Source organism: Paenibacillus radicis (ex Gao et al. 2016), assembly GCF_014641555.1.
Taxonomy (GTDB): domain Bacteria; phylum Bacillota; class Bacilli; order Paenibacillales; family Paenibacillaceae; genus Pristimantibacillus; species Pristimantibacillus radicis.
Genome location: NZ_BMHY01000002.1, coordinates 360,276 through 382,728, shown reverse-complemented (window position 1 = coordinate 382,728; position 22,453 = coordinate 360,276). Strand labels below are relative to the sequence as shown.

The window sequence follows — 22,453 nt, the reverse complement described above, 5'->3', positions numbered from 1 at the left end:
GAAGAACTCACGCCGCACTTGATTGCACGCTTGCTCTCGCTGGCAATCAGCCTTGCTTTTGCTCGGATACATGCCAGGATAGTACTCTCCGTTCGATGAAACGAACGATGTTGACGAGGGCGATGCCCATAATCGCCAGCATAAGAATGGCCGCGAACATACGCTGCATCTGCATGTAATTGCTCGCCATCATGACGATGTTGCCAAGCCCTTGGGTCGATCCGCTCCACTCTCCAACGACGGCCCCGATGACGCTAAGGCTGACGCAGGTTCTAGCCGCCGAGAATAGATAAGGCAAGCTGTTCGGCAGTCGCAGCTTCATGAAAATCTCCCATTTGCTAGCATGCAGCGACCGCATATATTCATGGTTGTTCTCGTCAACCGAGCGGAAGCCCATAATGGAATTGACCAGCATCGGGAAAAACGTAATAATCGCCGAAATAAGTATTTTCGGAAGCGCCCCGAACCCGAACCAGATGATGAACAGCGGAGCAATTGCGACGACTGGGGTCACATTCGCCAATACCGCTATCGGTAAAAGCGTTCTTTCCAGCAACCTTGAATGCGCCATCAGCACACCGCCGATGAAGGCAACAAGCGTTCCAAGCAGGAATCCGATAACCGCTTCGTACAAAGTAACCCAAGCATGCGGCAAGTAGAAAACAAATGATGTTGCCAGCTCTTTTAATACGGAGGAGGGAGCCGGCAGCGTAATCGCTTCGATGCCCAGCACCCGGACCAGCAGCTCCCATAAAATGAACAGGCCTGCAAAAGCGAGAAGCGGCGGCATGACCGCTGAGTTGGCCAGCCAGTTTTTCAACCGCTGTACGCCGGAAGGCCCAAGGTTTCTTGAAGCTTCTCTTCCCGAGACACCCTCCTTGCGTACGGCAAGCACGGCTTGCACCTCAGGGCCGGTCTCATTGGCGTTTTTCAAAATACTCTCGCCCATCTGTCATCCCCACCTTTCCCGAAGCTGCCCTCTAACGAGGCTAATATAATGATGGAACTCTTCTGTATCTTCCATTTCCGCCCTGCGGGGACGCGGAAGGTCGATGTCGATAACTTGCGATATTCGACCCGGTCTGCTCGACATGACGACGACTTTATCAGAGAGAAGGACTGCCTCACGCAAGCTGTGTGTCACGAAAATAACGGTCTTCTTATGCGTCTCCCAAATGTCGAGCAGCTGGTAGCTTAGCATTTCACGCGTAATTTCATCCAATGCCGAGAACGGCTCATCCATGAGCAGAATCGGTGCACCCGATCCGAAAGCACGGGCTATGCCGACCCGCTGCTGCATCCCGCCTGAAAGCTCCTTGGCGTAAGCATGAACGAAATCTCCTAAGCCTACCGATTTCAGCAGCTCTACTGGATCCTCCCGCTCGCTTGTCAAAGCGGCACCTGCCTTCTTGTTCACTTCGAACGGCAAATTCATATTTTGCAGCACCGTCCGCCAAGGGAATAACGCCGCCGCTTGCGGTACGAAGCCGAATTGTTTATCCGACTGCGCCTGCTGCGGGGTCTGGCCTCCGACGGATACGATTCCTTCAGAGGAATCGGTCAAGCCTCCAATAATACGCAAGAGCGTCGATTTGCCGCAGCCGCTAGGGCCAATCAGGCTGACGAACGTGCCTTGCTCCAATTCAAGATTGATGTCCCGAAGCGCCTCCGTCTGCTGTCCCCGACGAATAAATCGTTTGTATACCTTTTCCACTTTGATGTAAGACAATCAGGATCACCACTCTTGTCGTTGTATTGAGAGAACGTTTTGAACTGTTAATTAAACGGTTGGTTAATGTTTATTAACTGTTTAATTAACTTCTTGACCGTATACTAGCATGGGCTCTTTTTGTGTGTCAATTTAATTGACACAAAATTTAATTAATTTAAGAAATAATCAATAACAAATAACACAAACATAACTGTTTAGGTTATTAATATGTAATGTACACGTTAGTTATTATCGTTTTATAGATCGATCACTAACAAAAACCTGATTTTTTCGCAAAGTAAACTGTATCAATGTGAAGTAAACTTCAAGTTGCAATGTAAGACCAGTACCTACTTGTGTTGAAGATGTTATTATTGGGCGTGTTTGCGAGGGGGTTGTCGTGGTGCTCTCTAGTTCAGCGGGTTTGCGGGGTGTTTGCGGTCGGGCTCTAGTTCAGCGGGTTTGTCGGGCGTTTGCGGTCGGGCTTTAGTTTAGCGGGTTTGTGGGACGTTTGCGGTCGGGCTCTAGTTCAGCGGGTTTGTCGGGCGTTCGCGGTCGGGCTATAGTTTAGTTGGTTTCAGGGCGTTCGCGGTCGGGCTATAGTTTAGCGGTTCTGGGGACGTTCGCGGTGGGGCTCTACTTAAGTTTTGGTTTGTCGGCGTTTGCGGAGGGCGCTATGCTTCAGTTGGTTTGTGGACGTTCGCGGCGGTTCTCTACTTCAGTTAGTTTGTGGGGCGTTTGCGGTGGCTCTTTAGTTCAGCGGGTTTTGAGGGGGCGTTTGCGAAGCAGCTTCGCTATATAGCGAAGCTAGATACGTTATATCGAGGTAAGACGCTGGCATACACGTCTATAGCGAACCTAGCTTCGTTTTCCGTGAACCTTGGTTCACGGAAAACGAAGCTAGGTTCGCTAAATAGTCACACCATGCTGGATGCCGCTTCTATACCGACTAATCAGCGAATCACTCTTCGTTATTTAGCGAACCAGCTTCGCTGGAGGCAGAAATCCACTCCCTTTATGCGGCGTAATGCATGAGGATAGCGCATCAAGAGATACTGCTCCTAATATCAGTAGAGCAACTTCTTCGGTCCCGCCTTACTCCTCATAGATCATTTTGCGCGTCATCCCGCCGTCTACGACCAGGTTGATCCCGTTGACGAAGTGATTGTCCGGTTCAGTCAAATAGAAGCATGCACGTACAATATCCTCTGGCCGGCCGACCCGCATCGAAGGATGCTGAGTATGATCCTGCTCGCGAAGCGCTGAATAATCCCCATTCTCGATCCAGCCTGGGCTTATGGTGTTGACGCGAATGCGATCCGCTGCAAACGATACGGCGAGCGCATGCGACAGCGATATGATACCGCCTTTCGAAGCAGCATACGCTTCCGAATTCGGCTCGGACATCATCGCGCGCGTCGAAGCCATATTGACGATTGCACCGCCGCCATGCTCTCGCATGATTTTGGCCGCTTCCCTCGCACACAGGAACGTTCCGCGCAAGTTTGTATGGAGCACGTAATCCCATTCTTCCAGCGTTATGTCATACGGTGACTTACAATAGGAAAGCCCCGCGTTGTTGATCAGTATGTCCAGTCTTCCATACTGCTGACGCACATCAGCAAACATAGCTTCGATCTCTTCCGGACGGCTAAGATCAACAGTATAGGAGACTGCGTCCCCACCTGCCTTCTGAATATCGCGAACGGTCTGCAGAGCGGCTTCAGCGTTGCGGTCCACTGCAATTACCTTGGCTCCTTCCGCAGCGTAAGCAAGTGCAACTGCCCGCCCGATGCCTTGTCCAGTTCCTGTCACAAGGACAATGCTGCTTGAATACTTCATCCTCCTGCCCCTCCTCCATGTATGAATAGCTGATCTACATGCCTTAAATTGTACAGTCAGCAGCCCCTGTTATGCAATTTCATTGCGAATACGGCGTCCACATACAAAAAAAACTCCAGACTCGCCTAAGCGATGTCTGAAGGTTTTTTTCGGGGCGGTCCCCCTACGCGTTATAAAATTGAACCAGCTCGCGCACGATTTCTTCCGCTGAGCCGTCCACTTGCGTCTGACGCTGAGGCTTGCTGAACAACGCTTCGATTTGCTCTGGGAACTGCTGCTCAATACCGCAAAGCGCAATCGCTTCGTTGAATTTCGCAGGATGTGCCGTCGCAAGTGATATCGTTACTTCCTGTGCGCCGCTGCGTACGTCAGAAGCCGCTACACCGCATGCGGAATGCGGATCAAGCAGATAGCCGGTTTCCGTCTTGTATTTCGAAATCGTATCCAGACATTCTTGACCTTGCACGCCGTGGGCAGCAAACTCCACCTGCACGCGGGCAAGCGCATCAGCAGGAATGACGATTTCGCCATCACGTTTGAAGCCGTCCATCAGCTCGCGGATTTGCGCCGGATTCTCATCCAATACATAGTACAGGTAACGTTCGAAGTTGCTGGCAACTTGAATATCCATTGACGGGCTGTACGTCGAACGGAAGCCGCCCGGCTTGTACACGCCCTCTTGAATGAAGCGCTCCAAAATATTGTTTTCGTTCGTTGCAAGAATAAGTTTGTTGACCGGAAGCCCCATCCGCTTCGCCAAGTAACCGGCAAAAATATCGCCGAAGTTGCCCGTCGGCACGCTGAAGTTGAGCGGCTGCTCGCTGCCTGTCTGCTTAACAACCTGGAAGTAAGCGTAGAAGTAATAAACCGTTTGCGCCAGGATGCGTACAAAGTTGATCGAGTTGATCGCACATAGATGGTTATTCGCTTTGAAATCCAGATCAGCGAACAAATCTTTAATGATGCGCTGGCAATCATCGAAGTTGCCTTCCACCGACAAATTCAGTACGTTCGAATCCTGAACGGTCGTCATTTGCAGCTCCTGCACCTTGCTCACTTTGCCGTTCGGGTGAAGGATGGCAATTTTAATGCCCTCTTTGCCGCGTACGCCTTCGATCGCCGACGCGCCCGTATCGCCGGAAGTTGCGCCAAGGATGTGGATCGTTTTATTTTGCTTGCGGGATACGTACGTGTATAACTGGCCCATAAACTGCAGGGCGATATCTTTAAACGCAAAAGTCGGCCCGTGGAAAAGCTCCAGCAAATACAAGCTGTCGTTCAACTTGCGTACTGGCGTTACCTCCGGATCGCGGAACGTCGAATAGCTGTCATTGACAAGCTTCTTCAGATCTTCTTGCGGAATTTCATCGTTCGTGTAGTAGGAAAAGATTTCGAGAACCAGCTCTTGATAGCTGAGATTCTGCCATTCCTTCAGCTTTGCTGCGGAAATAGCAGGGATTTCGCTTGGTACAAGCAAACCTCCGTCATCTCCCAAGCCCATCAAAAACGCGTCAATAAATCCGATTTTCCCGACATTGCCTCGGGTACTGATATATTCCATGTTCGATTCCCTCCTGCAATTTAACGCACATGTCCTGCCGAATAAGGCAATAACCTTGCCTATGCTTCCCCCCATTATACGAAAAAGACCGCTCCAACCTCAAGCAGTAATTTGTCCTGCTTGAGCTGGAGCCGTCTTTTAAGGAAAAGGGCTGCCTGTGAAAGCCGCACAGCGCTTCCTTATTTCCGGCTTGGCTTCGCCGTATTTTTAATCATTTGGAACAGCACCGACAGCGTGTCCTTGCGTTCGTCCTGCTCCATTCTTTCGACATATTTATCGCGGCTCGCATACAGCGCCTCCACACTGCTTGCCAGCGTTTCCGCCGTCATCTGCTCCTCGAACAGAACGTCGCTATAACCCGCCTGCTGGAACGCGCGCGCATTGAGCAGTTGATCACCGCGGCTTTGCTCCTTTGTTAGCGGAATTAACAGCATCGGCTTGCGCAAATATAAAAATTCAAAAATCGAATTAGAACCCGCCCGCGATATAACCACGTCTGCCATCGCCAGCACATCGGGCAGCTCTTCATTTATATATTCATATTGTCTGTAATACGGTGATTCCAAGGAAGGCTCTACCTGCCCTTTGCCGCATAGATGGACGATCTGGAATCTCTCAGTCAACCGGCCAAGCGCCGATCTAACCGCTTGGTTGATTTTGCGAGCGCCGAGGCTCCCGCCCATAATGAGAAGCACCGGCTTCGATGAGGAAAAGCTACAGAAGGAACGGCCTCTTGACGCGTTCCCCTGCTTCAGCTGCTCGCGGATAACCGCGCCGACATACCGGGCTTTTCCTGCAGGCAAATATTGTTCGGTCTCCGAAAACGTCGTGCAGACTCCCGTTGCAAGGGGAATCGCGATCCGGTTCGCCAGTCCTGGCGTCAGATCAGATTCGTGAATCAGCACGGGCACCCTGTTCAGCTTGGCACCCAGCACCACCGGAACCGAGACGAAGCCGCCCTTCGAGAACAGAACGTCCGGCTTTTCTTTTCGAATAATCCGATAGGCTTGAAAAGCACCCTTCACGACTTTGAAAGGGTCCTTTACATTTTGCCAGTCCAAATAGCGACGAAGCTTTCCCGTAGCGATACCATAATATTTGACCTCTTGAAGCGGAGCGATCAGCTGCCGCTCTATTCCCGCTTCTGAGCCTATATAATCGACAGACCAGCCTTCCTCCACAAAACGTGGAATAAGCGCCAGGTTGACCGTCACATGCCCTGCCGATCCGCCGCCTGTAAACATAATTTTTTTCTTGTGCACACGCCTTCACTCCTCGCTCAGCCTAACTATCCCCCTATTGTATGCCACCCTGCTCGCCTATTTCCAGTCAAAAATAGCAAATGGCGAAATATCGCCGCTGTGCGACGCTATTTCGCCATTTTTACACCCAACCCGATATCAAAGTCTAGCTGCTGCCGCCGTTCTCATCCTCGTCTTCTTCCACGAGCCGTTTCAACGCCCCAAGCTTATTCTCCCAGAAGCGTTCATAGTAAGCGAGCCAACGCTTTAATTCTCTCAGCGGCTCGGCGTCCAGCCGGTACCGGGTTTCCCGGCCGACCTTCCGCTCCTTCACCAGTCCCGCTTCGGCCAAAATACGCAGATGCTTGGAGACGGCGGTACGGCTCATCGGATAATGGCCGCTGATTACATTTACCGGAAGCTCCTGATCGACAAGCAATTGCAGCAGACTGCGGCGAGTTGGATCGGCAATTGCCTGGAACACGTCCTGAGTCGGCTCGGCAGCCCTCGACTGATTATTAAGCCTCGACATATTTCTGAAGTGCCAGCACCAGCTTGTCCCAGCCTCCGGACATTCTCTCCCGGACAAGCGTGTGCGCCTCTCCAAACTCAGTGACGGAATCTGTTGTCCAGCCGCTGTGTACAAGCGTAAATTCCGTTTCCTTCTCCCCCGTCTCCTTCAATTGGAAGGAAAGCGTCCAATCCTTCCCCCAGTTGAAAGAAAGACGGTTTGGCGGATCCAGCTCGGTAACCTTGCAAGGCGATTTGCCGAAAGGACCGGCTTCAAGCTGGAATTCATGGCCGATAACGGCTTCAAAATTGACCGGCGGCATAAACCAAGCCGCAATTCCTTCAGCTGTCGCTACAGCCTTCCATACTCTCTCGATTGGAGCCTTCATTACAAGTGTTTGCCGAATGTCCGGCAATTGATTCGCAGCGTTGCTCATTACAATGTTCCTCCTCATGATGTTTCCGCTTATTTGACGGACTTTACTTTTTCCTTCAGTCGAAAACGCAGCGCAGACCATTGCTCGTCCACCGCGACATTGCTAACAGGCCGGTAAGCTGTTGTTTCCTGAACCAGCGCCGCCAGACTGTCACGATTAATATCGGGCTTTATTTTCGGACCCTTCTTCGGGTATGTGATCCAAAATACTGCGTCTTCAGCGACCAACGGCAGCGTCTGCGGTATTTTTTCTGCCGCATCCGACAGGCTGCTCACGAAGAGCTGAATGAACGCATACGGACCAGCTTGCCCGTCATCACTCTCGACTCCGAGAACATAGCCTTCCGGGGCGTGAAGCACAATTGCACTTCCTTGTTTGTAGTGCATTTTTTTCAGCAAAGCTTCATTCATGGATCTGGCTCCTTCGACAACTTACGAAACCATAAGGTTTCCTTTTCTCATTACTCATTATAGGAAACCAAAAGGTTTCTTGTCAATCCTTATATCCTTCCAGAAGCAGCAGCCGGTCATCTTCCTTAGAAGGCGTTCCGCGGCCGTCCGTATTATTCGTCAGTATATAGACTTGACCGTCTTTCACCTTTACATCCCGCATACGGCCTTGACCGGAGAGCACTTGAACCACACCATTCGTTTGCGGATCAAACCGGTACAAGCCTTCCCCACGCAGCACAGCGAACAATAGCTTGCCGTTATCGTCGAAAGCTGCGCCGGAAGGTGCCAGTGCTATATCGCCCGTATGATAGAGAGGCACGATCATGCCTTCCTTCTCGGCGTCGCCAATAATGTCCGGCCAGCCGTAATTGCCGCCCGCGATAATCCGGTTGACCTCGTCATGTCCGCCGGGATCGCCCGAAGGCCCATGCTCGGTGCTATACATCTCGCCTGCTTTATTCCAAGCGATGCCTTGCGGATTCCGATGTCCATATGAGTAAACATAAGAACCTGGGAACGGATTGTCCTTCGGAACAGAACCGTCTACGTTCAAACGCAATATTTTGCCCGCCAGGCTGTTCAGATCTTGTGCCAGCTCCGGATGATCCGAGTCGCCTGTCGTTACATAGAGTTTGCCGTCCGGACCAAGCGCAATTCTGCCGCCGTTATGGTTAAAGTAGCCGGGAATGCCCTCCAGCAATGACTGCACTTCCTTCCAGCCCTTGGACGTATGCTCAAGCACGACAACCCGATTGACTACCGCGTCATTCTCCTTATACGTATGATAAGCATAGGCGCGTTTGCTTTTCGGAAAATCAGCTGCGAGTGCAAATCCAAGCAGTCCGCCTTCCCCTTCAGCAAAAAGAGGCTTTGACAGCTCCACCGTCTCACGGGTTAGCTTCTTGCCCTCCAGCTTCACAATCGTACCGCCGCGTTCGGTGATATACGCTGTATCTTTGTCAAAATCAAGCGCCCATGGCACCTTCAGTTTTTCTGCCAGAACGGTAAACCCGGGCTGGCTTTCTCCGCGATTGCCGTTCTCCTCAATTGGAGCCGTCGTCGCTTTCCCTTCACATGCCGACAAACCCCAAGCCGTTAGAGCCAGCAGCATGACGATGACCATTGTTTTTGATTTCATCATAATCCTCCCTTTTCATTCACACGCAATCTATGAAACTAGTATTCCCACCTTTCTCGGAAAATAAAACGAGAATCGCTTAAATCTATTATCTGCCCGTATTAGTACTGTTTACTTTTGGCACTCCTCAAAGGTTTCGAAAAAAAAAGACTGCCCCACTATCGCCTTGCAGGCGAGAAGTGGAGCAGCCCTCGTAATCGAACTGCTTATTATTTATTCAGCAATTCCAATGCTTGCAGCAGCCGTTTCAAGATGACAGCCGCTTGGGCGCGGGTCGAATTCTCTTTCGGCGAGAATACGTCCGCCTTAATTCCATTGATAATACCTTCGCTCACCGCAAGCTTCACCGACTCTGCAGCCCAGGCAGATATCGTATTCGCATCCGTGAATACACCAGCAGCAGCCGAAGCTTCCCCTGTTGCCTTATTCGAACCGAACAGCTTCAGCGCATTTGCAGCCACAACCGCCATTTCTTCGCGTGAAATGGTGCGGTTCGGTTTGAAGGTTCCGTCGTCATAGCCTTTCAGCAATCCGTATTGAACCGCTGTTGCTACCGCTGGCGCAAACCATTCGCCGCCCTTCACATCCTTAAAGCCCGATGCAGAAGCTGCACCGCCTGCCTGTTCAGGCAGACCAAGCGAGCGAACGAGCATTGCCGCGAATTCAGCGCGCGTTACCGCTTTGTTCGGCTCGAAACGATCCGCCGATGCGCCGTTCAAAATTCGTTTAGCGGACAATAGCTCAATATCTGCTTTTGCCCAGTGCCCGGCAATGTCGGCGTATGTCTTGGAGTAGGACGCTACGACATAAATGCTGTTGCTGACGCTTTTAATCGTCACAAGCGTTTTATCTCCGTTCACCGCCTCGAACAAAGCAGGCACATAACGGAATTGACCGGTTGCAGGATCGTAAACGAGTGCTGTCGTTTTGCTGCTATCCAGCTTCCCGTCGACGATAATTGTTCTTGCAACATAGACATTGCCAAGCTTCGTTACCTGAACGGTACGATCGCCCGTTTTCACCGTAATGCTGAAATCGACAGGCTCGCCTTTCAACTCCAGCCCTGCTTCAGCAGCATGCTTACGAAGCTCGCTTGCTGCTGTTTCACTCAAACGGTTAATGGCGAATGTCCATACGGCATCGGCAGTAGCCGTAATACCGGAATCCTTTAATGCCTTATCTACTTGAGACAGAGGGAAACGGTAGGTTGCCCCGCCACTCTCTACAACGATAATAGCGTTAGGATTCGATTTCTCTGCTTCAAGCAAAGCCTGAACCGAGAAGGACACGCCATTCGCTCCAGCCGTGAAGCTGACCGAGGATGGATTGTCTTTCAACACATCTTTCAGCTTGTTGTCATTAGCCGAGGTGGCAGCACCGTTGTCGACAGGTACGCTTCCGCCTCCGCCTCCAGTTCCCGGACCGCTGCCATTGCCGTCACCAGCAATTACAGTCAGCGTGTATGTGCGGGTTGTACCGTCTACCGTTACTGCAATCGTTGTCGTTCCTGTAGCAATACCCGCAATAATATTGCCTCCGCTCACGGATGCGATCGAGCTGTTGCCTGTCGCAATTGCCGCTTGCGGTGTCACATTATCGCCATTCGCCTTCAGGACGACAAGTGCCTTGGACGTGCCTGCTTTTAATGTGAGCTTTCCGGTGCTGCCTCCAAAATCGATATGGAAAGGCTTCAGCAGCGAAGCAAACCCTTCATTTACTTCTTTGAAGACAAAACCTTCAGCACTGTTCGTAACCGGAGTAATCCGCTCTCCGCGAACGATTACATTGTCGATCTCAATAGAGCCTTTTACGCTTGAAGTCACTTCGACGCCGCTCGTTCCCATTCCGTCCAGAACGTTGTCGATCAGCTTCACTTTATCGACGCGGAAGTCACCGTGTACGATGAGACCGGAATACGTGCTGTCGAGCGCCGTATTGTTGCGTACGATTACCTCGCCGTCCAGATCCTTCTCGCCAGCAAAAATCCAGATCGCACCCAGATTAACCTGATAGCCTGTATCGTAGCTGCCGTTGCGGATGAGCGTATTGCGCTCCACAATCGTCGTGCCCGTAAACGGTACCGGGTTGAAACGGGTGGAGACTGCGATGCCTGCCCCATTCGTAATCGTATCGCTCGTTACATTGTCTTGAATCTTATTGCCATGTCCGCCAAAAACAACGATATTATCGGCCAGCCATGGCAGCGACACTGTGTTGAATCTAGCCGTGTTGTTAATGCTTGGCACCAAGTAAGACCACATTGCGATGCCGTCGTCGCCTGGATAACGAATGTCGGATTGCTCCATCATGCTGTCTTGCGTTCCGACGCAGAAGTTGATGCCGTCAGCCATCAAATTCCGCAGGCGGAGTCCAACCATATGGAGACCGTCCGTAATTTCGTCAAAATAAACTTCGCCTGGCACAGCACGGTTTTTCACCTTCGTCAGCCATAAGCCCGTTTTGGAATGCTCGACCCAAACGTTCTGAATGACCGAGCCTTTGCCGAACGCGCCTTCGAATGCATGTGTCGAAGCTTCGTCGTCACGAATATTTAATTCGCCGTCAATGAGCAAATCATAGACTTGAATGTTCGCCCCTTTACCGATGAAACGGGCGCCAATCAGCGTCGTATGCCACATGCCCGCTCCGCGAATTGTAATTTGATCCAGCGTAATATTGTCGCCTGTAAAATGGAATACGCCTTGCGGGAACCATACGCCTTTGCCTTGCGCTTTCGCCGCAGCGATCGCTGCAAGCAGAGCTGCAGTGTCATCATTGCCGTCGCCAGCAACCGCGCCAAAATCGGTCACCGACAAGAAATCGGCCGGCTGGGCAAATGCATCAGCAACCTGTTCCAAATCAATCAGATCGATTGTATAGTAATCGGCTGTGTCTACCGCATCCTTTTGCAGACGAATGACCGATCCTGCAGGCACATCGCCGATTAGCGCATGCGCTTCATCGAAGAAACGGTGCGGGCTGCCCTGCGATGGGTCATTAGACCAAGGGTAGCTGCCGTACTCCCAAGCGTGCTTCGAGGTAAGCGACAAGCGCTCACGAAGCTCACCATTTACATAAAGACCCAATGTCGCGTCAATGCCTGTTCCGTCGCTGCTGTCCGGCATCGAGAAACGCAGCGTCAGCGCGTTAGCAGCCTCAGCAACTTCAAACTCCACATATTCTCCGGTATTCGCCAGCGTTACCGCTTGACGGCCTGAAGCTTCCGAGGCTACTTCCTTATACAATCTTGAAGGCTCGATAAGCGTACCGTTCGTCTTGCCATGCTCCGCTTCATACGTAATATATGGCAGCGTTGCTCCACGGAACGCTTTGCCTACGCTGTTCTTCACAACCAGGTTATCGATCGCAGCTCCGCCATCACCTGCCCCATCCACCTGCAGAGACACCGTATTGATGCCCGCACGCAGTGCAAGGTCAAGCTCCGCCGTTGACCAGCCTTGAGCAGCCGGAAGCTCGACATGTCCCGATAGAAGACCGTTCACATAGACGTTGAAACGTTTTGCCTCTGCTGAAGCATTGTTGTAACGAACTGCTGTTTCGTAATTGCCAGCAGCTTGCGCATTGACGGTGAACGTAATTTTACTGCCCACAGCCGTAAACTCATCCGCATAGCCTTCGCCAGAGAAGCCAGTCGTCGCCGACTTCACTTTAACGCCGCCTGCGATAAATGCTTCCTCCGCTTCATAGACTACGTCGGCTGCAATCGGATTCAGCTTCCATAAGGAAGCGTCAACTGTTGCGGGAACGCCATAAGATGTGCCGGATGCGGAATCTGTGAGCAGGCCATTGTTGTCAGCAGCACTGCTTGCCGTCACGTAGCCGCCTCTCTCATCCAGCGTCCACTGAATAGAATTGTTGCCAGCCTCTAACGCTGCTGTCGTCAGCTCTGCGCTCAAGTAGCGGCCGGATTGACGGTTCTGCAGCAGCTTGCGGCCATTAAATTCTTGCAGCAGCCACTGTGCAGCATTGCTGCTGCTGTTAACAGCTTGTGTAGACACCGTACCGTTCTGCTCAACAAGCAATTCGCCTGTTGCCTTGGATTGGATGTTGATATAGTGCGTATCGCTAAAGATTGGCGTCGAAGTCACATCGTTGCGCGCCTCGCCCATATCCGGTGCTTCAAACTGTTCCGGTGCTTGCTCCAGCTTCCATTGGAGCGATCCGAAAGAATCCGGATAGAGACCGCGCTCAACATAGCCTGCACCTTTTTGTACATTCAAATATTCATCGTTGTAGCTGCCATTAAGGCTGCGTACCAAGTAACTGCCTTGTGCAGGAGCGTTCTCAATGCTCCAGCTTTGCGCAGCAGAATTCGCCGCCCGCTCTTCGGCTGTAATATACGTATAATCATGCTGCGTTGTCAGCACATGGCCGGTTACCCTGTTCACGATCTGTTTACGGCCGTTAACGTCTTGAATGAACCAGTGCGAATAACCATTTGATGGCTGAACTGCACCATACATAATGATGCCACCCTTGTTTTCATACAAATACTGGCCATTGGCCGAATTTTTAATTCGAATCGCCTCTTCAGGAAGCGGCTGCTCAACCGTCACAGCCTCGATTGCAAATTTTGCTGCATCTTCCGAAGCTACGAGCCGGCTAATTTTCGTATAATCGCCTGCCGTATAAAGGATATGACGATCCCAGGCGCTAACGATGTTGATAAATCCTTCAGAATCGGATTCTTGCAGCTTCCACTTCGCGCTTCCCCAACATAAGCAAATATCCTTGTAGGTACTCACTTGCTTATCCGGTGCATCCTCGCCGGCTCCGATATCTTCCATCGTGATGTACTGACTGGTTGCAAGGTTTTTCAAACGGAATTGGTCCGCTGCATCCGTACCTTCCACAAACCAGACCGAAGCTTTATTGTCCACGCCGACATTGCCGTTTTTCACTTTACCGAGGTCATTCCCAGGCTCCGTGACTTCATAGAGGTACCCGCCGCTATCCTTGCTCTTCAGTCGGATATAAGATGGCATCGCATCCGATACCGGTACGAACGTCCATTTCGCACTCGACCAAGACGGGTAAAGCAAGCTGTAGTCAACATATTTTCTTAAACCTTCAATATTAAGATATTTCTGCTGGCTGTTATAATCATTCTTATCCAATACGCTATGGATGACTTTCACACCCGTGAAGTCTTTAATAACCCAAATCGCCCCGCTGTTATCATCCTCCACCTCAGAAACTTTCAATCCGCCGCCATTTGAATCCAGATTGATATAATGTCCCGTCTCCCGGTTCTGAATTCGCTTCCGGCCGTTGAACTTCTCAATTAGCCAGTGTGAGCTTTGATCGTCTAGTTTCGGATTACCATACTTCAAACGACCAGCTTCATCTTCGTAAAGGAACATACTTTGCCATACACTTGAAATTCGAACATATTGCGGCTTTCCGTCCGTTCTTATGTTCAAATCCTCAAGCAGCCATTGCGCTGCATCGGTTTCTGGATCGGCAACGCCTCCCAGTACCAGATCGGAATCATCCGCTTGATGAGCATAATACGTCGATTCCGTTACGCTCCGGAAGCTTTTATAATCATCGTAGATTGTAGAATCGGAGATGAGCCAGCTTTCCGCCGGTGTCTCCAATGCAGACTCAACTACTTTTAATCCAGCGCCTTCTTCCGCACCTGGCAAGGCTACATAATTGCCTGTTCCGGCGTTGCGGAATTGCTTCACGCCGTTATTGTCCTCCACCAGCCATTGATACGCTTTATTTTGAGCGTTGGCTTGACCCAGTGGTCCGGATTTCAATTGGCCTTGATCTTCATACCAATAAGAAGTGCCGATCTTTTCCGTTGTGAAATTGACGATCCGAACCGGCACAATGTCATAAGCCCCTTCAATTTTCCATTGCGCGCTTCCCCAGCCTAATTGAACGCCTGTATTGGAAAATACGATTCCGCCGCCAGTTTCAGCATGCAGAATATAGGCAGCCGGATTAGCCGGATTGGCGCTAGTAAAATTGTAGAAATTATTGCCTGCACTCAGCTTGTTCCATTCGCCGCTGGCCGAGCTGCCATCCGTTGAAGCGAGCAGAGCTGCGTCGGGGTCTGTGCCCTGCACCACATAATGCCCCGTCTCCCGATTGCGGAGACGGACCTTTTCACCGCCGCTGCCATCCGTCGTCTCTTCCAAGTACCAATGCGAAAGCGGATCAGCTGCGCTTAGAGGACCATACTTAATGGAACCGTCTTTCGCATCCTCGTACAAATATTGCCCATCCCGATACTGATTTCCGATACGTACCGGCAGAAGCTCCGATACGGGCTCCAGCTTCCACTGCGGGCTTTCAAATGTAATGTTGATATCACTGCTCGCTTCCGCAAAGCCCAGCTGGTCCTCAACGTGCAGAACCAGATTGGACGCCGAAGGAGCTGAAGCATTCTTGATCACGATATAGCCCGGACGGTTCGATTCATGGAAGGACCATTGATCCGTCGCCGCGCTTGCTGTAATTTCCCGGCTAGTCACCGCATCTCTGCGCTTCGACACCTCCGCTAGCGTCAGATAGTGGCCGGTCGCCCGGTTTTTCAACCGTTTGTTGCCGTTATAGTCCTCTACCTGCCAGTGTGAGCTCTCGTTCGCTATGTTTGTGAATCCATAACGCACGATGCCGTTTGAATCCTCGTACAAATAATTATGCTGCCATTTGTTCTTCAACCGGACATAATCGCCCCCTGCTGCCAAACTGGCTGCGAGCGCCGTATCGTCCGCTTCAACGACCGTTTCGATCGGTGGCTGTCCTTCCGTCCCCGCTTCCGGCGCTTCCGCCGCCGCTCCGTAAATCGGCATGCTTGTCAGCAACAGCAGCATTGCAAGCATACAGGATAACCACCTTGCAGTAGACCTCCGCATCAATCGGATCCTCCTCAATGGAATGGAATAAATGCCTTTCCTTTCCATCATAGATTGCAACCGCTTACAGGACGAGGTGTGCTTCTAAACGGACTAGGTGTTTTATTACGAATTAGCGGAATAACAATCATTATTGCGAATTCATAGACAAAGATATAGCTAAAGAGTATGATCAAAACGGATAATTTCATATTTCACAGAAAATGGTGCTTTCGATCCGGGCTTTATGCCGATCGAACGCTTAAAAGGGAAGCCGGTGCAGATCCGGCGCGGTCCCGCCACTGTAATTGACGAGCGACTCTTTATTAAGCCACTGATTGCCCTGCGATCGGGAAGGCAGAGGGAAGCGAAGACTCATGAGCCAGGAGACCTGCCTTTTCTGATGTTTCTATTTTTCTTCGGGAGGTGAGAAAAGAGAAGCGCAGCTTGCGGAAGACGCCGTTATGCGTCTGCATCTGCTGATCTTTGTTGGTAAACCGCCCCTGCTTGGAGGCGGATTTTTTTATTTTCTATTTATATATGAAAGGATGCGAGATTACTAGTGAAATCTTATTTGTTTCGAAAATGGACGGCTTTGGCATTATCCTTACTCGTCTTTCTATCTATGTTCAGCATCGCCCCTTTTACAGGGCATAAAGCTTATGCGGCTTCGGGCAGCAATCCGAATCTAGGGCCGTTCACTATCTACGAGTACTTGCCAGCGCCAGGACAGTTCTCCAACACCTATTTAATGAGCGATCCAAATGCGGAATGGAACAATAATTTGAGCAAAATTATGCCGCTCGGCGCATTTGGCGGCTATGTAATTTTCAAAATGGACGAGCCGATCGTCGACAGTCCGCTCCACCCTTATGGGGTTGACTTTAACGTATACGGAAATGCTTTTACCGGCTTTTTTGAACCTGGCGCAATTGCCGTAGCCCAAGATGACGGTACAGGAAAACCCGGAAAATGGTATAATATCGCCGGCTCCGAGCACTATGAGGATGCAGCGATATGGGACTACAAGGCCAACTATACAAACCCGGACCCCGACTTTGCCATAACCAACGGCATCAACATTCCTTGGACGGATAATCAAGGAAATACCGGTCAGATCAAAACTAACAATTCCCATTTAAGGCCCTATTATCCCATCCCAAATAATTATCCGTTAAGGCCTGCCGATTTTGCTAACACAGGCTACAGTTACTCTGGCGTTAATATTAATGTTAGAAATAATGCTTTCGGTTATGCCGACAGCCATCCCATGGGGAATGGGCCGTATGATGTACTCGGAAATCCCTATGCAGCGTCAGCCCCAAATGGCGACCCTATCGATATCGCATGGGCTGTCGACGAAGACGGAAAGCCCGCCAATCTGGAATCCGTCGATTTCATCAAAGTATATACAGCCGTTCAAATCGACGGCGGCGCATTGGGCGAAGTCAGTACCGAAGTCAGCGGACTCATTCCTGCTAAACCAGTTAGCAGTGAAACAGGTGTCACAGACGATTTAAATACGCTGTCGTTCACAAGCACCGCGCCTGGCGCTTTGCCGCAGGTTTGGCATTTAACGTCTGGACAGTATGTTTATGACGACATCGTCGTGGATGCGAACAGCATCAAGATTACAGCTAACGGCGATGCCGCAAATATTTACGTAAATAATACCCGAGGTACAGCTAATGCACCGATTAACAAAGTGCTTACGCTAAGCGATTCAGAACCCCGGCTCGTCCGGGTCATTGCCCAAGACGGAGAAAAACAGCCTGTTATTTATTATCTGAGCCTGCGCAAGGGCAAAGTATCAAAGCCGAGCAGCGAATCAGTAGATGTTGCTATTGAAACCGCCGCGAGACAGATTTTGAATAAAGGTGTCACCTCGGACTGGGAAGCAGCAGGACTCGCAAGAACCGGCTATAAAGTACCCGAGAATTACTACAATAAGCTAATCGAGCGCATCACCCAAGCAAACGGCAATTTTGCTAACGTTACCGATTATGAACGGCTCTCCCTTGCCATTACAGCCCTCGGCTACGATGCAACGGACTTTGCCTCACATAATCTGATCGAGAAAATCTATAATTTCAACAATATTACAGCTCAAGGCGTAAACGGCCCTATCTATGGTCTCATTGCGCTTGACTCTGGCGGCTATTCGATTCCGAACGATGCAAAGTGGAAGCGCGATAGTTTAATCGATAAAATAATCGAGTACAAAAATCCAGATGGCGGGTACGGGTATGCTGGAACAACCAGCACACCGGACATGACCGCTATGGCGCTTATCGCTCTGGCTCCATACATGGATCAAGAGCCGGCCAAAACTGCCGGGGAACTTGCTGTACAATGGCTTTCCACGCAGCAGCAGCCTCATGGCGGCTATGACGACAGCAGCGAAAGCATAGCCCAAGCTATCATTGCACTTACAGCAGTTGGCTTTGATCCGACTGATACCGACTATACGAAAGACGGGGAAAGTCTGGTTAGTCGTCTCCTTTCCTTCCGCAAAGCGGACGGAGGCTACAGCCATAAGCTGTCCGACGGCTCCAGCAACGCATTTTCCACCGAGCAAGCGCTGCAGGCATTGGTTGCCTATCAGCTCTATACGGAAAACAACGGAAGACTTTACGATTATACACAGACTGATCTTCCAGGGGTCGAATTTGGCGTAACGGTCAATACCGTTATTCAAGGTCCTGAAGCGCAAATATACCAAGGCGCTGCGCATGGCGTTACCGCTATGGATGCGCTGTTCCAAGTAGCAGACATAAATGATATTGAAGTCGGACTTGATAACAGCGGCACATACGTAACCAGCATCAAAGGCATTGCACAAGGTTTGTACGGCGGTTTTGACGGATGGATGTTTGTCGTCAAGCGTGACAATCAATGGGTGATACCGTCAGTCAGTATGGCGGGCTTTAAGCTGAATAAAAACGACCAGTTGCTGATTTATTATGGAGGAATGGATACACAGCTCGTGCAATCCGTTACGCTGTCTCCGGCACAGCCGAAGGCAGGTGAAGCGTTCACCGTTTCCGTCACTAAGTGGACATGGGACTGGGATAATAACACAGATCTCATAACACCAGCGGCAGGTGCAACGGTAACGATAGCTGGTATGTCGGCCGTCACCGACAATAGCGGCGTCGCAAGCTTTGCGGGAGGGATTCCGGCTGCCGGTTCATATGAAGCGGTCATTACACATCTGCGTGAAAACCAAGGACCGGCGCTCGTCCGCGACACCCGTCCGGTTACGATACTATCTGCGAATGTGGAGCCAGTCACTCGCACCGTCACGCTTTCTGTCGTTGGCGACAGTCAGAAGGGCACGATCGTCAGCAACAAAACGATCGAGCTTGCTGATGGAGACACCGCATTTTCCGTACTCCATCGCGAACTGGGGTCGAAAGTGATCTATTCAGGCTCGGGTCCTTCCATCTATGTCTCAGCTATTGACGGACTTGCCGAGTTTGACCGCGGGCCAAAAAGCGGCTGGATGTTTGCCGTTAACGGTATTTATCCGGAAGTCAGCGCCGGCATCTATACCCTGAAAGACAAGGACAAGGTGACCTGGAATTATACCGTGGACCTTGGTCAGGATCTTAACGCAGGCATGCCTGCTGCAACATCGGCTATTAGCAAGGAATTGGAGCAAGCTTTCAGCTTGTTGACCATCAAAGCAGACAATACGCTGCCGATCGGGCAAACGAGCCGAACGACGGAAATTTTGAACCGCAACAATCCTATGAGCAAACAACAAGTCGAAGATCTGGCAAAAGCATTGCTCGCACAACTGGTATCGGTTAGCAAAACAACATCAGCCGACAAGGAAACGGTCATCTCCGATAGCTTGGGAGAAGCTGCAGTTATCGTTCCAAGTGGCGCTACAACTGGGCCGATTACAATTTCTATTCAGGAATTGAAGGAGCAGCGTCTTGGAATTGCTACATCAGTCTTTGAATTCACGCCGAAGGATACCGTATTCGGCAAAGCTGTGTACGTCCAGTTTAAAGTTCCCGTTCAAACATCGAACCCTGACGACCTGGTCATTTGCTGGCTGAATGAGCGCACTGGCGAGTGGATTCCGATCCCTTCCGTGCTAGATTTGAAAACAGGCGTCATTACCGGCAAAGTGACTCACTTCACCAAATTTGCCGTTATCGACCGCAGCAAGCTGAACACGCCGCGTCCAATATTTAAAGATGAGAGCGAAATCTCGGCATGGGCGCTGGAAGCTGTACATCGTGTGTTTGAGGACAAAGTGATGGTCGGTGTCAGCGATACCGAGCTGCGCTTTGCTCCTAAGCAGTCTATGACAAGAGCAGAGTTTGCCAAGTTAATATTAAACCTGCTTAATGAGACACCATCTGCCGACGCGAAGCAAATTTTCAAAGATGTGAAGCCTATAAGCTGGTACTATGGCAGCGTAATGAAAGCGAAAGAACTAGGTATTATTCAAGGCATCTCCGCTGCGGAATTCAAGCCGGATCAGGCTATTACCCGCCAAGAGATGGCTATCATGATTGCAAGAGCCTTCAAATTGACAGGAGGAACTGATGCAGTTGCCTATAAAGATCAGGCAAGCATCGCCTCTTCCGCGCTGGAAGCCGTGCAAGCGGTGAGCTCGCAAGGCATTATGACGGGCTCGAACGGATATTTCAGTCCGAAAGCTTTAGTAACCCGCGAAATGGCGGCCGTTGTCGCCGACAAGCTTCTGAATAAAACTAAGTAAACTTGAAAGCCGTGAATCGTCTATGCTTCTAGACAATTCACGGCTTTTTTTGACACTCGCTAGCATGCATACTTCTGATTATCGTAGTATGCTCAGCCATAAACCATAACAAGCCGTTTTTAGGCATCACATGCTCCAGCGAAGCTGATTCGCTAATTTGTGAATTCAAATTCGCTCTTTCTGGCGGGACCAGCCGGGCCCCGACCCACAGCGGACCAAATTTCGCTATCCGAGAACCTAGGTTCATGAGTAGCGAAATTTGGTTCGCTCCATCGGGAAGAAGCACAGCTCCGCTCCTCTACAGCGCAATCAGGTTCGCTATTTTGCGAACCTGATTCGCTCCACGGGGCTTAGCCCAATGTTTCGCTCAAAACTAACAGAACTTTGAGCTTAATTTGCTCCAGCGAAGCTAATTCGCTATATAGCGAAGCCAAATTCGCTCTTTCCGGCCTGACTAGGTGGGGCCAAACCTACAGCGAACTAAATTTCGCTATCCGTGAACCTAGATTCTTGAGTAGCGAAATTTGGTTCGCTCCAGTGGGAAGAAACACAGCTCCGCATCCCTACAGCGAAATCAGGTTCGTTATTTTGCGAACCTGATTCGTTCCACGGTGCTGAGCGCAATGTATCGCTCAAAACTAACAAAACTTTGAGCTTAATTTGCTCCAGCGAAGCTGATTCGCTATATAGCGAACTCAAATTCGCTCTTTCTGGCCTGACTAGGTGGGGCCAAACCTACAGCGAACTAAATTTCGCTATTCGTGAACCTAGGTTCTTGAGTAGCGAAATTTGGTTCGCTCCAGTGGGAAGAAGCTCAGCGCCGCACCTCTACAGCGAAATCAGGTTCGCTATTTTACGAACCCGCTTCGTTCCACGGTGCCGAGGCGTAACCACATGCGGTGTGCGGTGTTGTCCTGTACGGTGTTGTCCTGTACGGTGTTGCGGTGTGCGGTGTGCGGTGTGCGGTGTGCGGTGTGCGGTGTGCCGTGTGCTGTGTTGCCGTGTGCGGTGTTGCCGTGTGCCGTGTGCGGTGTTGCCCTGTGCGGTGTTGCCCTGTGCGGTGTTGCCCTGTGCGGTGTACCGTGTCGGCGTTGTGATGCGCGGTGTCTAGTCTGTCATCCTCCGGATCACGCGAGCTTCACAAGTGGTCATAAGTTAGTTTGGCTGCTTTTCAGCAGTGCGTTCAGTTGGTGTACTAGATCAGCAAACGATCAGACAAAAAAGTCGGCAAGCTCTGGCTTTCGCCGAACCTGCCGACCATCCCTATTGCCCATCTAATACGCGGCAAACGGGTATAGCTTGCCCTCCACGCTGAATGAGGATTGCCCCGTCTCCTCCGATACGACCAACACAAGCGCATCGCTTCGCTCCGTCAGCCCCATCGCAGCCCGATGGCGCGTGCCAAGCTTGCGTTCGCCTGTTTCCACAACTGCCAAAGGCAACACATTGCCAGCCGATACGATCCGATCTTCGCTCAAAAATACCGCTCCGTCATGCAAAGGCCCGCCGGGTACAAAAATCGTCTCAAGCAGCGACGGTGTGAGCTCGGCGTTCAGATGAACGCCTCTCGTAATGAGGGGGAGCACCGGATCCTTCCTCTGCACGACAAGCAGCGCTCCGTGACGCCGCTGAGACAAATGACGAACCGTCGTCGACAGCTCCACGAATTTATTTGTATAGTTGGACAAAAAGCATCTCAAGTAATAGGCCGCGGCAAGCGATTCCAGCTCCACGACCTTATTCTTGATTTGCTCAAATTCATTCAGCATGCAGTCATTGTTCTCTTCATCCAGCCGATGGAATAAATCGACGAATGACTGTTTCATTGACAGCAGCTCCTGCTTGATCTCCTGTTTAAGCGGTGAAAAATCACAATTGTTTTGCTCCATTGCCAAGTTCGCCAACTTCCCCCAATTGTAGTCGCTTCCCTACTATTGGTTCCCTGATGCCG

12 protein-coding genes and 1 riboswitch are annotated in these 22,453 nt (G+C 50.8%); of the genes, 1 reads left to right on the top strand and 11 read right to left on the bottom strand.

The genetic code is table 11. From position 1 onward, the window contains the following. Positions 1-46: 46 nt before the first annotated feature. The 10 genes from IEX98_RS07230 to IEX98_RS07185 form a co-directional block, all read right to left on the bottom strand. Positions 47-949, bottom strand: coding sequence for an ABC transporter permease (locus IEX98_RS07230; protein WP_188888258.1), 903 nt, complete (start codon positions 947-949; stop codon positions 47-49). Between the two features lie 3 nt (positions 950-952). Continuing rightward, a complete protein-coding gene (locus IEX98_RS07225) occupies positions 953-1,729 on the bottom strand; it encodes an ABC transporter ATP-binding protein (protein WP_188888257.1) in 777 nt (258 codons plus the stop codon). A 1,077-nt stretch (positions 1,730-2,806) separates the two neighbouring features. Continuing rightward, complete coding sequence (locus tag IEX98_RS07220; protein WP_188888256.1) at positions 2,807-3,553, bottom strand: SDR family NAD(P)-dependent oxidoreductase; 747 nt, start codon at positions 3,551-3,553, stop codon at positions 2,807-2,809. A 163-nt stretch (positions 3,554-3,716) separates the two neighbouring features. Next, on the bottom strand, positions 3,717-5,114 hold the full coding sequence (gene thrC, locus IEX98_RS07215) for a threonine synthase (protein WP_188888255.1): 1,398 nt from the start codon (positions 5,112-5,114) through the stop codon (positions 3,717-3,719). Between the two features lie 179 nt (positions 5,115-5,293). Further along, on the bottom strand, positions 5,294-6,358 hold the full coding sequence (locus tag IEX98_RS07210; protein WP_188888535.1) for an undecaprenyldiphospho-muramoylpentapeptide beta-N-acetylglucosaminyltransferase: 1,065 nt from the start codon (positions 6,356-6,358) through the stop codon (positions 5,294-5,296). Between the two features lie 163 nt (positions 6,359-6,521). After that, complete coding sequence (locus IEX98_RS07205; protein WP_188888254.1) at positions 6,522-6,887, bottom strand: ArsR/SmtB family transcription factor; 366 nt, start codon at positions 6,885-6,887, stop codon at positions 6,522-6,524. Further along, positions 6,874-7,302 (bottom strand): SRPBCC family protein, encoded by a 429-nt coding sequence (locus IEX98_RS07200; RefSeq protein ID WP_188888253.1) that lies wholly within the window; start codon positions 7,300-7,302, stop codon positions 6,874-6,876. The genes IEX98_RS07205 and IEX98_RS07200 overlap by 14 nt, the downstream gene beginning before the upstream one ends. Before the next feature lie 29 nt (positions 7,303-7,331). Then, on the bottom strand, positions 7,332-7,712 hold the full coding sequence (locus tag IEX98_RS07195; protein WP_188888252.1) for a hypothetical protein: 381 nt from the start codon (positions 7,710-7,712) through the stop codon (positions 7,332-7,334). A gap of 82 nt (positions 7,713-7,794) precedes the next feature. Next, positions 7,795-8,895 carry a PQQ-dependent sugar dehydrogenase gene (locus tag IEX98_RS07190; protein WP_229692030.1) on the bottom strand — a complete coding sequence of 367 codons (1,101 nt, stop codon included), beginning with the start codon at positions 8,893-8,895 and terminating at the stop codon, positions 7,795-7,797. A 206-nt stretch (positions 8,896-9,101) separates the two neighbouring features. Continuing rightward, positions 9,102-15,749 carry an S-layer homology domain-containing protein gene (locus tag IEX98_RS07185; RefSeq protein ID WP_188888251.1) on the bottom strand — a complete coding sequence of 2,216 codons (6,648 nt, stop codon included), beginning with the start codon at positions 15,747-15,749 and terminating at the stop codon, positions 9,102-9,104. 220 nt (positions 15,750-15,969) lie between these two features. After that, a riboswitch (cobalamin riboswitch) is annotated at positions 15,970-16,174 on the top strand. Between the two features lie 149 nt (positions 16,175-16,323). Here IEX98_RS07185 and IEX98_RS07180 point away from each other — a divergent pair. Beyond that, positions 16,324-20,502, top strand: a complete 4,179-nt coding sequence (locus IEX98_RS07180) for an S-layer homology domain-containing protein (RefSeq protein WP_188888250.1) — start codon at positions 16,324-16,326, stop codon at positions 20,500-20,502. Between the two features lie 1,274 nt (positions 20,503-21,776). Here IEX98_RS07180 and cdaS read toward each other — a convergent pair. Next, positions 21,777-22,391, bottom strand: a complete 615-nt coding sequence (gene cdaS / locus IEX98_RS07175; RefSeq protein WP_188888533.1) for a sporulation-specific diadenylate cyclase CdaS — start codon at positions 22,389-22,391, stop codon at positions 21,777-21,779. Between the last annotated feature and the right edge of the window lie 62 nt (positions 22,392-22,453).

What these genes read in the sequence shown, in the direction of transcription:
- IEX98_RS07230 (WP_188888258.1), bottom strand. Translation starts at nt 949, where the DNA reads ATGGGCGAGAGTATTTTGAAAAACGCCAATGAGACCGGCCCTGAGGTG.
- IEX98_RS07220 (WP_188888256.1), bottom strand. Translation starts at nt 3,553, where the DNA reads ATGAAGTATTCAAGCAGCATTGTCCTTGTGACAGGAACTGGACAAGGC.
- thrC (WP_188888255.1), bottom strand. Translation starts at nt 5,114, where the DNA reads ATGGAATATATCAGTACCCGAGGCAATGTCGGGAAAATCGGATTTATT.
- IEX98_RS07210 (WP_188888535.1), bottom strand. Translation starts at nt 6,358, where the DNA reads ATGTTTACAGGCGGCGGATCGGCAGGGCATGTGACGGTCAACCTGGCG.
- IEX98_RS07205 (WP_188888254.1), bottom strand. Translation starts at nt 6,887, where the DNA reads ATGTCGAGGCTTAATAATCAGTCGAGGGCTGCCGAGCCGACTCAGGAC.
- IEX98_RS07200 (WP_188888253.1), bottom strand. Translation starts at nt 7,302, where the DNA reads ATGAGCAACGCTGCGAATCAATTGCCGGACATTCGGCAAACACTTGTA.
- IEX98_RS07195 (WP_188888252.1), bottom strand. Translation starts at nt 7,712, where the DNA reads ATGAATGAAGCTTTGCTGAAAAAAATGCACTACAAACAAGGAAGTGCA.
- IEX98_RS07190 (WP_229692030.1), bottom strand. Translation starts at nt 8,895, where the DNA reads ATGATGAAATCAAAAACAATGGTCATCGTCATGCTGCTGGCTCTAACG.
- IEX98_RS07185 (WP_188888251.1), bottom strand. Translation starts at nt 15,749, where the DNA reads ATGCTTGCAATGCTGCTGTTGCTGACAAGCATGCCGATTTACGGAGCG.
- cdaS (WP_188888533.1), bottom strand. Translation starts at nt 22,391, where the DNA reads ATGGAGCAAAACAATTGTGATTTTTCACCGCTTAAACAGGAGATCAAG.